Source organism: Acinetobacter sp. IK40 (assembly GCF_035615075.1).
Lineage (GTDB): Bacteria > Pseudomonadota > Gammaproteobacteria > Pseudomonadales > Moraxellaceae > Acinetobacter > Acinetobacter courvalinii.
On sequence record NZ_JANBOE010000007.1, the window covers coordinates 202,330 to 215,497 of the forward strand.

At 40.5% G+C, this 13,168-nt stretch carries 11 protein-coding genes; 4 read left to right on the forward strand and 7 right to left on the reverse strand.

Features of this window, described 5'->3' with window-relative positions; translation table 11 throughout:
• Nucleotides 1–109: 109 nt before the first annotated feature.
• The 3 genes from MSG93_RS13820 to MSG93_RS13830 all read right to left on the reverse strand — a co-directional run bounded on the left by MSG93_RS13820 (nt 110) and on the right by MSG93_RS13830 (nt 2,271).
• Entirely contained in the window at nt 110–559 is a 450-nt protein-coding gene (locus MSG93_RS13820) for an SRPBCC family protein (RefSeq protein ID WP_324622223.1), read from the reverse strand.
• 257 nt (nt 560–816) lie between these two features.
• Nucleotides 817–1,089: a hypothetical protein gene (locus tag MSG93_RS13825; RefSeq protein WP_005286985.1), complete on the reverse strand. Its 273-nt coding sequence runs from the start codon at nt 1,087–1,089 to the stop codon at nt 817–819.
• A gap of 468 nt (nt 1,090–1,557) precedes the next feature.
• Nucleotides 1,558–2,271, reverse strand: a complete 714-nt coding sequence (locus MSG93_RS13830) for a hypothetical protein (RefSeq protein WP_324622224.1) — start codon at nt 2,269–2,271, stop codon at nt 1,558–1,560.
• A gap of 257 nt (nt 2,272–2,528) precedes the next feature.
• On the opposite strand from MSG93_RS13830, the gene MSG93_RS13835 reads away from it, so the two are divergent.
• Entirely contained in the window at nt 2,529–3,602 is a 1,074-nt protein-coding gene (locus MSG93_RS13835; RefSeq protein WP_324622225.1) for an AraC family transcriptional regulator, read from the forward strand.
• 5 nt (nt 3,603–3,607) lie between these two features.
• Here MSG93_RS13835 and MSG93_RS13840 read toward each other — a convergent pair whose 3' ends face one another.
• Nucleotides 3,608–4,549 (reverse strand): LysR family transcriptional regulator, encoded by a 942-nt coding sequence (locus MSG93_RS13840; RefSeq protein ID WP_005286995.1) that lies wholly within the window; start codon nt 4,547–4,549, stop codon nt 3,608–3,610.
• Between the two features lie 97 nt (nt 4,550–4,646).
• Between MSG93_RS13840 and MSG93_RS13845 the strand changes: the two genes are divergently transcribed.
• The 3 genes from MSG93_RS13845 (at nt 4,647) to MSG93_RS13855 (ending at nt 8,540) form a co-directional block, all read left to right on the forward strand.
• The gene (locus MSG93_RS13845) at nt 4,647–5,849 is read left to right on the forward strand and encodes an MFS transporter (RefSeq protein WP_324622226.1); all 1,203 of its coding nucleotides are present in this window, start codon (nt 4,647–4,649) and stop codon (nt 5,847–5,849) included.
• Nucleotides 5,850–6,127: 278 nt separating this feature from the next.
• Entirely contained in the window at nt 6,128–7,417 is a 1,290-nt protein-coding gene (locus tag MSG93_RS13850) for a serine hydrolase (RefSeq protein ID WP_324622227.1), read from the forward strand.
• Between the two features lie 208 nt (nt 7,418–7,625).
• A complete protein-coding gene (locus tag MSG93_RS13855; protein ID WP_005287006.1) occupies nt 7,626–8,540 on the forward strand; it encodes a LysR family transcriptional regulator in 915 nt (304 codons plus the stop codon).
• 109 nt (nt 8,541–8,649) lie between these two features.
• On the opposite strand, the gene MSG93_RS13860 is transcribed toward MSG93_RS13855, so the two are convergent.
• The 3 genes from MSG93_RS13860 to MSG93_RS13870 all read right to left on the reverse strand — a co-directional run bounded on the left by MSG93_RS13860 (nt 8,650) and on the right by MSG93_RS13870 (nt 13,145).
• A complete protein-coding gene (locus MSG93_RS13860; protein WP_324622228.1) occupies nt 8,650–10,041 on the reverse strand; it encodes an amino acid permease in 1,392 nt (463 codons plus the stop codon).
• Between the two features lie 96 nt (nt 10,042–10,137).
• Entirely contained in the window at nt 10,138–11,700 is a 1,563-nt protein-coding gene (locus MSG93_RS13865) for a CoA-acylating methylmalonate-semialdehyde dehydrogenase (RefSeq protein ID WP_324622229.1), read from the reverse strand.
• Nucleotides 11,701–11,762: 62 nt separating this feature from the next.
• Nucleotides 11,763–13,145, reverse strand: coding sequence for an aspartate aminotransferase family protein (locus tag MSG93_RS13870; protein ID WP_324622230.1), 1,383 nt, complete (start codon nt 13,143–13,145; stop codon nt 11,763–11,765).
• Between the last annotated feature and the right edge of the window lie 23 nt (nt 13,146–13,168).

Genomic DNA, 13,168 nt, shown 5'->3' on the forward strand with positions numbered 1-13,168 from the left:
TTGAAAGCCTGATGATGGGCTTAATATTTTAATCTATCGAGTTTAATAGACTTTTGTCGTAGAGTTGCCATTTTCAGGCATACCAAATCATCATGTACTCCTACCATGATCATTGAGGCTTATATTGCTCGATTTGTGCTGCGACTTTTTTTAATCCTCGGGTAGCTGACCATTTGAGTTGAGCCAAGACCAATTTTGCAAGTAAAGGGATTTTACTTTGCAACCAGATGGTATAGCTTACGTAGGTAATCCCCTCTTTTTCTTCAAATTCCAGACGGCCTAAATGAAAAGAAAACATACAGTTCCTTAACATTTGATATTCAATCATCTGATTGGGGATCATTTTGGTAATTTCTTCCTGAATAAACTTAAAAGGTCCAATTCCCATTTTTCTGATCGAACCAATACCATCACTATTTTGTGGATCTTGAGCACTTTTAAACAGGACAGAATGCAATGGCCACAAGATAATATTAAATGTTCTATGTTTGCAAAAAATAGGAAAAACCAAATCTAAAGAGGCATTAAACTGTTGTTTCATCACTATATATTTGATCATATCTATTCTACCTTTTCTGCCCTGGCAAGTATAAAATTATCTCATTCTCTTCTAACAGGAATGTGAGCACTAAGATTCTGAGCTAATTTAGTTTTAATGGATTAAATTCCTACAGTTGAATACGCTTAGTAAGCAACTTTGAAAAACTGAACTCTCAATTATATAGATCCGATAAAATGTATCTTGACGTTTATCTATCAATTTGACTTTTTGTGCCATTCCATCTAGAGACATGTCAGCCAGTTATATCTCAAATATTAACACTCGCACACACCAAACATATTATAGATAAAATATACGGGTGCATCTTCTGGATAGGCATCACTATCCTTCACTACAAATAAAACATTATTACTCAATATAATTAATGAGTTATCATTCCGACTTAAAACTGCTCCCTTCGCTATTTTCTCATTTAATTTATTGAGATGCTGATCACGCTTTATAAAAAAAACTTTCTGCCCCGACTTGATTTCACCAGGATTAATTTTTTTATATAAACCACACTTTTTACAGACCCATTTCTTCATTATCAAACTCAAAATAAAAATATGATAATAAAAATAGTCAAGCAATACTTAACAGCATAAACATTAAAAATTAACATCATGGTCTTTTTATATTCAATGATCCACAATAAAATATGATTTAAACATCAAAAACAAACAAAAAGGGACAGTTCTTTTTTTCTTAAAAACTTTAATAATATAAGTGATAAACCGCTATAAAATAGAATACATTTTTTGATGCTTCAAACAGTAAAGCAAATACCAGTCGTTATTTATTCTATGTAAAATACATAAGCTGAAAGTTAAAATTTTCTATCCGGATTCAATTTTTGCACACAATCTAGTCTTACAGATATTGACACTGAACAAAATAATCCATTGATTTTTCAAATTTTATAAGCTTTAAAAATTGCCAGATCCTCTCCACAATATTTATCATTTTTCATAAATTTCAAGAAACCTTATTCAAGGCTTCTTGTTTGAATAAAATTAATCAACGTTTGCTGTTATTTTAGTTTTTAGATTAGTATTTACGCCTGATTTTGTATTTGCACTCGAGTTATGCTGGCTTTGCGCTGAGCTCTTCAACTGGCTGTTCAGATTAGATTTTAAACGTGCTTGAGCATTTGATTTAAGTTTTTTTGACTTCTTTTGTTGAGATCCTGCATTCTTCTTCAAGCGTGCTTTTGTATCTGAAGTTACTTTCCCGGCAGCCTTGGCTGAACCAGCGCCATACGCTGTTGTTTTGCTCATCGCATTTTCAGTCTTAGTAACAGCGTTTGAGCCCACTTGAGTTGCTGTGCTCATCGTCGCTTGAGCGTGTTTCGTCCCTGCTTGCAGGGTATTTTTCGCAGTATGAGCTGCATTGACTGCACCGTTAGCAGAACCATTTGCATTGACTTGCACCTGAGCTGAACCATTGGCTGCATTCTGGGCATTTTTTACGCTTGCTGCCGTCTGCTGCGCAATTCCAGTTCCAATATCTCTCGCGGTACCTAGTGTTTTTTGTGCTCCCCCTACACCAGCATTCATCGTATTCTGGCTGGTACTTTTTACTGCGCCTGTCACACCATTTACTAAATGGCCAGTTTCAACATTTGCCTGAGCCGAGCCATTTACATGCGCACCAACAGTCTGAGCAAAAGCCGAGGCAGAAACAAGCATGCTGGTTGTTACGATAGCGCTTTTGATCAATTTATTCATGACAACTTCCTTTAATTTTAGACCCTATGAGGTCGTTTGGAAAATGCATCATAGCGACTAAAAAAAGGCAATATGAAAAATTCATTAAAACTTTACAGCTCAAACACAGGCCGTAAAACATCAGGGAGAAATGATGGATTATACAATTCAAATTTGAAAGTGATTCAATTTTAGGCAGTATTATCGATTCAAAACAGAACGACTAATATAAAAATAATTTTTAGTTTATTTGCCCTTCTTGGCTGATATGATCCCTTATGAAAGAACATACCTGCATGATTCACAGTAATTATCTTAACATTCTGCTTGATACTGCTGCGGAGTTTCGTATTTCAAAACAGGAACTCATAAAGAGAAGCCAACTTCCCTTGTCTTTATTTGATCAAGAACATCTTCCTGAAAAAATAAAATTTAGTGACTGGGTTTGTATTATTTCTTATCTCCTCGAACTTGTACCTGACAAAGGTATTGGATATAGGTTTGGCCTTAACTGTCGTGTGACATCACATGAAACATTAGGTTTTGCCATGCTTTCAAATGATACTCTTGGCAACGTAATTCTTGATCTACAAAAATATTTTAATATCCGTCTTCATAAGATGGAACTGAATATTTATAATAAGAATGATAAATTAATCATGACCATACATCCACTTTATCAATTAGAGAAGCACATAAAAGTCGAAAAACAGGAGGCCATTAGTCAGTTCTTAACAGAAGCAGCGATTGTGAATATCATCACAAATCTTAAAGAAATTACAGAGTATGAAATTACCGGTATGCAGGTACGGGTCAAGTGGGGGAAAAATTATTATCATTCTCTATTTGAAAAGCGCCTTCCAGAATTTAAATTCAATCAAGACAAGAACCAAATCATTTTCGATCTTAAATGTCTTGATCTCCCTCTCAAATTCAGTTCCAAATCAGCTTATCATTTTGCGATTCAGCATGTTCAAGAAGAATATTTAATTTCTCAAGAGCCAGATAATAAAATTGTTTCTTTAGTGAATAGAAATATCAGGCTTATCCCCAACGAAGGCTTTCCGACACTCACAGATACAGCTAGAAAACTACGCGTCTCTGAAAGGGTACTCAAAAGAGAACTGATGCTCGCCAATACCACATTTTCATCGTTGATTCAGACCAAAAAATTTGCGCTGACCAAACAATTAATCTCTTCCAATAAAAGTATTCAGGAAATCTCGGACATTCTGGGATATAGCCATATCAATGCTTTTTCTCGAGCATTTAGAGGCTGGACGGGTAAAAATCCTAGAGACTATATCCGCGATCAAAAAAGCAGCTCAGGATACGTCGCTCAATTACATTAAAAGTATCAACTTTTAGGCTGGGGAAGCTGGTTTAAAATATGAGGTGCCAAAACTTCAAATTTCTTAATTAAGAAATCTAGAAAAAAACGGATTCTCGGCGCAATATATTTATTCTTATGCATAACCGCATAGATACCAGCTTCCCTGACGATGCCTTCCGTTAAAATCGCCTGTAGATTTCCTTTTTTTAAGTCCGAAGCGACATCCCAGATAATTTTTCTGGTGATGCCATGGCCTGCAAGTGCCCACATACGGGCTTGAACACTGTCATTAGTTTCCCAGGCAGTCTCCATATGTACAGTATATTTTAAGTTTTGCTGATCAAAATTAAAATAATATTCATTCAAGGGGCCATTTTCTGTCGTCAGCACAATGAATTTATGTTTGGCCAGATCCGAAGGACGTTCAGGGATTCCATATTTTTCCAGATAGGCAGGTGACGCGCAAAGTACTCGCCAGTTGGGTGCCAGATAACGAGCCACTAGCAAATCATTATCTGGTAGGCCAAATCTGATGGCAATGTCGATATCATCATGGATCAGATTGGAATTTGAGTCCGTCAAGGTCAGAGAAATACTCAAGTCTTGATAAATGAAACTAAACTCCTCAATCCATTGACTGAGCAAGTTACGCCCTAAATCTACAGCTGCAGAAATCCTGATCTTCCCTTTAACTGTAGATTGTTTATCTTGCAAGGCAACTTCTGCATCATCTATAGCTTGTAAGGCAATTCGACAATACCTTAAAAAAACCTGCCCTTCATCGGTCAACCTTAAACTACGCGTTGTCCGATCAAATAACTTGGCTTCAAGTGATGACTCCAGCTTGATCAGTCGGGCACTGGCGGCAGCAGGAGAAATGCCCATTTTACGCCCAGCAGCGGACAGGCTTTTTAATTCTGTTGCCTCGACAAAGAGGCGCATATCACCTAAACGATCAGTCGCCATTTTAAATCTAGATTAGAAAGTTAGTTCATTATTAGAGACATTATCAAATTGCAGCGAATCGATCAAACTATCTGCAATGCTATCTTGTATATTATCTATGAAACAACAGCTGCACCCTTCTCATACTGAACCGACAACGATTAATGATTTGGCACAACTGCCAATCGCCCCATTGCTAGCCCTGATGCTTGCAAGTTTCTTAGCCACAGCCAACGAAACCATTCCTGCAGGCTTGCTTACCCAGATTGCCTCGGGTTTCATGACCAATGAGGCATGGGCTGGCCAAACCGTTACCTTGTGTGCATTAGGTGCTGGAATCTCGGCGATTCCTTTAACCTTACTCACTCAAAAATTTCAGCAACGTCATCTGTTACTGGTAAGTTTAATCACCTTTGCCGTATGTAATTTTTTAACCGCTTTATCTCACAATTTCATTTTTGTCCTATTACTACGTTTTCTGATTGGTTTAGCCACAGGACTAGCCTGGAGTATCTTGGCAACTTATGCACGCAGCATGGCCCCAAAGCAATTACAAGGTCGTGCCTTAGCCCTCGCCATGCTCGGCATTCCATTGGCTTTAGCCTTGGGAGTCCCCATGAGTGCCTGGCTAAGCAACTTCATTGGCTGGCGTAATATTTTTATAATTTTATCTCTTATCGCAATCCTCTTGGCTCTTTGGATCTTTTTCCGGGTACCCTCTTATCATCAACGCTCTCGTCAACAGCATGTTCCATTAAAAACCGTGCTGCAAATACCTGGCTTAGGTCCAATCCTGTTTCTGGTCATGGCATGGATCCTTTCACATTACTTGTTGTATACCTATATTGCTCCATTACTGGCAGCTATAGGTTTAACCTATCAACTTGACTTTGTTCTGCTTATTTTTGGTCTGGCTGCTCTAATCGGGATTTGGCTCGTTGGAATGCTGGTCGATCAATATTTAAAAAAACTCATATTCATCAGCCTTGGGGCTTTTCTGCTTATCTCAGTTTTATTCAGTATTTATTTTCATCTCCTAGATTTAAAATTTTTTGCCCTTTTTACTGTAATTTGGGGTCTAAGTTTTAGTGGTGCCCCCACTTTACTACAAACTGTCCTTGCCAATGCTGCACAACATTATGCAGATGTCGCACAATCACTGTTAGTTACGGTTTTTAATCTTTCCTTTGCCTGTAGTGGCATCATCGGTGGGATTTTATTAGAAACCTTAGGAATACAATATTTCCCTTTCATGATCTCATTTATTTTAGCCACAGCGATTGCAGTAATGCTTATCCATAGAAACAATATTTTTAAATAAAATCATTTCAACATGGTCATTAAATAAGGACTTAGTGACCACACTTTTATCTGTAAAATATTAGCTTGAAGTTAATAATCATTTAAATCGGTTTATTGATTGCAAGAATAAATAACCATAATTTCAAAGCTCAGAAAAAAAGGAGTTCCACCACGTTGATCCGATAACCTTATATTTTATTAATTAAACTATAGGTTAAAAATTTCATAATTTATTTTTAAGGGAAAATTAAAAGGATTATGAAAATGAAAAATATATTTTTAAGGAATCAAAACAAAATGTCAGCAATCAAGTTAGGTTTTATTTTTGGAACAGTTATGATGACAACGACTACTTTTGCTCAATATGATTGTAATAGTTTAGGTCTAAAGGATTGTCCTTCCCCCCTTGATAAAAATTTACCTGCTGCCCATGACATGCTGTCCTGGTCGCAAAATGACAGGATCATTGGCTTTAGAAACACGTACCAACTGTATGATGGTAGCGTTTTCAGACCCGACCGAAAAAATACCCTTACACTTCCAAAAAGTAAGTCTAACTTAAACAATAACACCATAAGCTATAGCATAAATAATAAAAAATATGATCTAAATCAATATTTAAAAAATCAGAATGTGACCGGATTAATAATTTTGAAAGATGGCAAGGTTGCACTTGAATATTATGGGCACGGTAATACACCAACTACGCTCTGGACTTCTCGCTCAATTGGCAAATCTGTAGTATCGACCTTAGTAGGTATTGCCATTCAACAAGAAAAGATCGATTCTGTTGATGATCCAATAATTAAATATCTTCCAGACTTGCAAGGTACTGCCTGGCAACACGTGACCTTAAAGCAAATCTTGCAACATACCTCTGGAGTAGAATGGAATGAAGACTATACCGACCCAGTCTCTGATTTTGCCCACATGACTTACTGTGAAGCCAAAATCAATCCGGATGAATGTGTATATCAGCTGGTTAAAAATGTAAAAGCAAAAAACAAGCCTGGCGAAGTGTGGTCTTATAATACTGGCGGTGCATGGTTGGTCGGTAAAGTACTGGAAGCTGCGACAGGACAAAATATTGCTGCCTATTTACAGGACAATCTATGGAAAAAAGCAGGCATGGAACGTGAAGGTGTATGGCATTCCTATCAACGTGATGTGACTGATATGGGTGGCCACGGTTTTAATGCCACATTAAGAGATTATGCAAGATTTGCACTTTTCGTTTCTAGAGAAGGAAAACTGTCTAATGGCCAAAAACTGCTTCCGGATCACTGGTTAGCAGATTCAAGTAACTGGACTCAAGCCCGTAATTCGGTCACGCCAGAATATCCTAAAGGTCAATACGGCTATCAATGGTGGAATTATCATCCAACCTCAGGCACACCCTTAAGCTCGAAAAATATGGATGCGACCTTCTGGGGACGCGGTATATTCGGGCAACGCATGGCGATTAATCCTAAAAATAATATTGTGATGGTGCAATGGAGTGCCTGGGATTCTGCACGTCCATCGGCTGAAATTGAAAATGAAAATGCCCTGTTCTTTAATGCAGTAACGAATTATCTGAATCAGTAGAATCTCAGGACAATACTGGCACATCAAGTCAGTATTGTTCCTGCTTTAAAGCATAGGTCCTTAAAATTCAGTTGAGCGATCGGGTTATATTTCTAAAACAGGTTTTGTGCGTAGGATCTATCAGCTTTTCAATAAGAAACAATCCTGCTACCCAAGCCTGTCATTAAGTCTATACAATTGTTTTCATTATTTTAATCTAGATGTGCGCATGAAAATAGAAGAAGAACTGACTCTGAAAAAAATCCAGATTTTTTTAGCGTTTATGCGCCATGGCAACTTGTCAAAAACTGCTGATGAAATGCAAATCAGTAATGTCAGTGTGCATAAGGCCCTGCATTCACTGGAAAGTTCTCTGGGTTGTCCTTTATTTAAAAATGAAGGACGAAACCTGATCCCCCTGAAAAGTGCCTACGTGTTACAGGAGCATTCGCAACAACTGGTCCAGGACCTGCTCAATGCTGTCAATAAAACCCGTGAAGCAGCAGGCTTTGCTGCAAAAATTTTAAAACTGGGTTCACTCTATTCCTTAACGGTCAATACCATTCCCAATGTCATTAGCGGGTTGAAATTAAGACGAGGCGAACTGGACATCCAGTTGCTGCTCAGCTCAAATCTGGATCTGGTCAAGAAACTGAAATCGACAGAACTGGATGCCATCATTGTGGCGCTAAATGACACCACCTGCGATGCTGATTTTGAAAAACTGCCGATGTTTCAGGACAATATTTATTTGGCTGTCAATAAAAACTCTGCATTGGCGACCTTGGACAATATCGACCTGAGTAGCTTGAAAGACGAAAAATTTTTAACCCTTTCACAAGGCTTTGCAACGCGCAATGATTCGGACATTTTGTTTGAAAAGGCTGGCATCGATCCCAAAGTGTTTTTACAAGTCAGTGATATTTTTACCTTGATCAGTATGGTCAGCACGGGTGTAGGCTTGGCCCTGTTGCCGGGGCGCATCTCAACAATTTATGAAAGCTCGGTCAAACTTATTCCACTACAGGCCCCTTATCAGATCAAACAGGAAATTGGTCTGGTGTTTCTTAAAAGTAAAGAGCGCGATCCAAATCTGCTGGCCCTGATCGCCGAGTGCCGTATGTTTGCAAGACAATATTTTTAATTATTCAGTCACTTAGTATTATTATAACGAGCCCACCAGATCATTCATTTTTATATAAAAATAGAACCTTAGCCGATCAAGACAAGGTTCTATTTTGCTTCTCTTGATATCAATCCAGATGCATCACCACAGTTCTAGTGGTTTTCTTCTTTCGGGTCACAATCAGTCCACAAATCACCACGCCTATGGTGACACTCAAGGATAAGGTGGTTTCATAGCTATACTGCGGTGAAAAGAACATATAAGCCAATACACTCAGGATAATGAGGATCACGAACCAGGTTAGCCACGGAAATAACCACATTTTAAATGGCACTTCCACGCCAGCTTGCTCCAGTTTTGTTCTTAGGCGTAGTTGTGAAAAAGCAATCACCAGATAGACCAGTAATGCAATTGAACCGGTACTGGAGAGTAACAACCCAAACACCTTGCCTGGAAATGCATAATTGATGACACAACAAATGAGACCAATAAATGTTGAGGAGAACACCGCAACTGCAGGCACACCCGCGTAATTGATATGGGTAACTTTGCTCGGTGCTTCATGACGGGTACCTAAACGGAATAACATACGCGAGGAGGTATAGATCGCCGCATTCATACAGCTTGCGACTGCAATAAATACGACTGCATCAATAATAAGTTTAGTTCCGGGAACATTCAGGCTCATCAGGACATACTGGAAAGTGCCATACTTTTGCAAATCTGGTGAGCGCCAGTCGACCAAGGCAACCGCAATAAACATCGAGACCACAAAGAATAGGATAATACGATACAGCACCAGATTGGTGGCCCGTCTTATTTTCTGTTGCGGATTAGACGATTCTGCTGCCGCAATCGACACAATCTCCACACCGAAAAATGAAAATGCCGTAATCAGGATTGCGGCTAAAATGCCGCCAACGCCATGTGGCATGAATCCCGAATTGTTGTATAAATTGGCAACACCGCTGACATTTTGCGCTAAAGGCCAGAACCCGGAAATCGCCAATATACCAATGATAATAAATCCAATAATGGCAACCACTTTAATTAAAGAGAACCAGAATTCAAATTCACCAAAACTTTTGGTACTGAAAAAGTTGGCCAGACTCAAAAAAACGATAAAACAGAAGGCATAAGTGGAAACCGAAAAATAAGGAAACCATGAATATAAAATTTGCGCACCCGCAATTGCTTCGACAGGAATCGCCAATACCCAGAACCACCAATATAACCAGCCAATTGTAAATCCTGCCCAGGGACCTATCGCCTTCCGTGCATAAGTTGAAAATGAACCGGTATCGGGTTCCAATACCGCCATTTCTCCGAGCATACGCATCACCAGAAACACCATGATACTGGTGGTCAGGTAGGCCAGAATCACTGCAGGACCTGCCTTGGCAATCGCCGTCGATGAACCGACAAATAAACCTGCACCAATCACACCGCCGATACTAATCATTGTAATGTGGCGATTTGAAAGTCCTTCGCCTAATTTTTTTGTTTTAACGCTATCCATATTTTATTCCTTAAAATAATTTAGGTTGGTTCACGACATGTTTCAATTCCTATCCAAAGAAAAAGGGAAAACTCAGGTTTTCCCTTGATGCAAAAATTAATTTAAAGTTGGCATCGCGAACTGTTTGGCTTCACGGACTTGCGCAGAAGGCCAGCGTTGGGTAATGGTTTTGCGACGGGTATAGAAACGCACGCCATCCGGGCCATAGGCATGCAGATCACCAAATAATGAACGCTTCCAGCCACCAAAGCTATGATAGGCCACTGGAACGGGTAAAGGCACATTGATCCCGACCATACCGACCTGGATATGACTGCTAAAATAACGGGCGGCTTCACCATCACGGGTATAGATGCAGGTCCCGTTACCATATTCATGCTCATTGATCAGTTGCATGGCTTGCTGCATGGTATCCACCCGCATCACTTGCAATACGGGCCCAAAAATTTCCTGTTGATAGCTGGTCATCTTCGGTGTGACCTGATCAATCAAGGTCGGCCCGACAAAGAAACCATTTTCATAACCAGCAGGTTTGGCATCACGGCCATCGACCACAATTTTGGCACCTTGCTGTTCTGCACTCTGAATATAGGCTTGCACCTTATCTTTATGGGCTTGCGTGATGAAGGGGCCAAAATCATTATTACTATCGGCATAATGCCCAAATTTCAATTTCTGCATTTCTTGGGTCAGCTTCTCAATCACAATATCTGCGACTTCATCACCAATCGCTACAGCGACTGAAAGCGCCATACAACGCTCGCCGGAAGAACCGAAAGCAGCACCTAATAATGAAGTCACTACATTATCAATATCTGCATCGGGCATAATAATCGCGTGGTTTTTTGCACCGCCCAAGGCCTGACAACGCTTGCCTGCTGCCGTGGCCGTACGATAGATATATTCAGCAATAGGGGTTGAACCGACAAAACTGACCGCCTGAATTTTTGGATGGTTCAATAAGGTATCAACCGCTTCTTTGTCGCCATTGACGACATTAAAAACTCCATCCGGTAACCCGGCCTGTTTTAATAATTCAGCCAGGAATAAGACCACTGACGGCGCTTTTTCTGAAGGCTTTAATACAAAACAGTTACCACAGACCAGCGCCATCGGGAACATCCACAACGCCACCATTGCAGGGAAATTAAATGGGGTAATACCTGCAACTACGCCTAATGGCTGAAATTCACTCCACGAATCAATATCTGGCCCGACATTTTTTGAATATTCACCTTTGAGTAACTCTGGTGCACCACAGGCGTATTCCACATTTTCAATGCCGCGTTGCAGTTCACCTTTCGCGTCATGGGAAATCTTGCCATGCTCCTCTCCAATCAATTCACAGATTTTTTCAGCATTTTCTTCCAGTAACTGTTTAAACTTAAACATCACGCGCGCACGCTTGATTACTGGTGTGTCACGCCATGCCGGAAAAGCCTGCTCTGCCACGTGAACCACGTCATTCACCGTTTGAGAATCTGCAATTTCAACCACTTTACTGATTTCACCCGTTGCCGGATTATAAACAGGCTGTCTTTTGGCAGACTTGGACACCATCTTTCCATTAATAAAATGTCCAAGCACCTGTGTTGCCTGGGCTGCTTGACCGTCATGGCTATGCGTCGTTTCACTTGAAAAATGTTCTAAGTTATTCATCTCTTATTCCTTGTAGGGGATCATGTCTTCCGATTGATTTGCTTTTGAGTTAAAAATTGAATTTATTTCACCTGATAAAGTGCATCGCCAACCGCATTCATCAATCTTGATAATTGCGCCTCGGTGCTATTAAACATTGGGCCAAACTGTAAGGTATCTCCGCCAAAACGGACAAAGAAACCGGCTTTCCAAAGTTTCATTCCAAGTTCAAAACCTCGGATCGTGGCATCACCATCGCGTGGCGCCAGTTGTACAGCACCAATCAGTCCACAATTACGGATATCCAGAATATGTGGTGCACCTTTTAATTCGTGTAGTAGCGTTTCAAAGCTTGGTGCCAATGCCGCAGATTGTGCCAATAAATTCTGTTTTTCCAATACATCCAGTGTGGCTAAAGCTGCTGCACAGGCGACCGGATGCGCGGAATAGGTATAACCATGCGTGAACTCAACCACATGCTCAGGTAAATCTTGCTGCATGAACGCGTCATAGATGTCATGACTTGCCACAACCCCACCGAGTGGAATTGCTCCATTGGTAATCTGTTTGGCAAAATTCAGAATATCGGGGGCGACACCAAAATACTCGGCTGCGGTCCATTTCCCCATACGACCAAAGCCGGTAATGACCTCATCAAAAATCAACAAGATATCGTGCTGGTCACAGATTTCCCGAAGTCGTTTTAAATAACCTGTGGGTGGCACAATACAGCCTGCAGATCCTGATACAGGTTCAACAATGACAGCCGCAATATTGGACGCATCATGTAACTCGATCAGCTTGAGCATTTCATCTGCCAGCTCAATCCCACCTGTTTCTGCACAGCCTTTGGTAAAACTCAAGTCGGGTTGCAAGGTATGGGGCAAATGATCCACATCCATCAACTGACCAAACATTTTACGGTTGCCTCCGATCCCGCCAAGGCTGGTTCCTGCGACATTGACGCCATGGTAACCACGCGCACGGCCAATCAGTTTGGTCTTGCTAGGTTTCCCCTTAATCCGCCAATAGGCACGCGCCATCTTGATTGCAGTGTCAGCTGATTCCGATCCAGAATCCGTAAAAAACACATGTTGTAATTTTTCAGGCATGTGCTGAATAATTTTTTCTGCCAGTTGAAACGACAAGGGATGCCCAAACTGAAAGCCAGGAGAATAATCCAGTTTTGATAACTGCTGGCTCACCGCCTGCTGGATTTCCGGCAAAGTATGCCCTGCCCCACAGGTCCATAACCCAGACAAGGAGTCATAGACTTCACGGCCTGTGCTATCCACTAAATAGGCGCCTTTCGCTCCCACAATGATACGTGGGTCTTTATGGAAGTTACGGTTGGCAGAAAATGGCATCCAGTGTGCTTGATAATTGAGGCTCATCTGGGCGCTTGGCGAGGTTGCTTCCAATGCTTCATCAGGGTCATTTGCGGTATCGATATCAAACATAATCACTCTTCTTGTTTTGTGGTTATCTC

Coding starts and splice junctions, on each gene's coding strand:
- MSG93_RS13820 (WP_324622223.1), bottom strand. CDS start 559: ATGATCAAATATATAGTGATGAAACAACAGTTTAATGCCTCTTTAGAT.
- MSG93_RS13825 (WP_005286985.1), bottom strand. CDS start 1,089: ATGAAGAAATGGGTCTGTAAAAAGTGTGGTTTATATAAAAAAATTAAT.
- MSG93_RS13830 (WP_324622224.1), bottom strand. CDS start 2,271: ATGAATAAATTGATCAAAAGCGCTATCGTAACAACCAGCATGCTTGTT.
- MSG93_RS13835 (WP_324622225.1), top strand. CDS start 2,529: ATGAAAGAACATACCTGCATGATTCACAGTAATTATCTTAACATTCTG.
- MSG93_RS13840 (WP_005286995.1), bottom strand. CDS start 4,549: ATGGCGACTGATCGTTTAGGTGATATGCGCCTCTTTGTCGAGGCAACA.
- MSG93_RS13845 (WP_324622226.1), top strand. CDS start 4,647: ATGAAACAACAGCTGCACCCTTCTCATACTGAACCGACAACGATTAAT.
- MSG93_RS13850 (WP_324622227.1), top strand. CDS start 6,128: ATGTCAGCAATCAAGTTAGGTTTTATTTTTGGAACAGTTATGATGACA.
- MSG93_RS13855 (WP_005287006.1), top strand. CDS start 7,626: ATGAAAATAGAAGAAGAACTGACTCTGAAAAAAATCCAGATTTTTTTA.
- MSG93_RS13860 (WP_324622228.1), bottom strand. CDS start 10,041: ATGGATAGCGTTAAAACAAAAAAATTAGGCGAAGGACTTTCAAATCGC.
- MSG93_RS13865 (WP_324622229.1), bottom strand. CDS start 11,700: ATGAATAACTTAGAACATTTTTCAAGTGAAACGACGCATAGCCATGAC.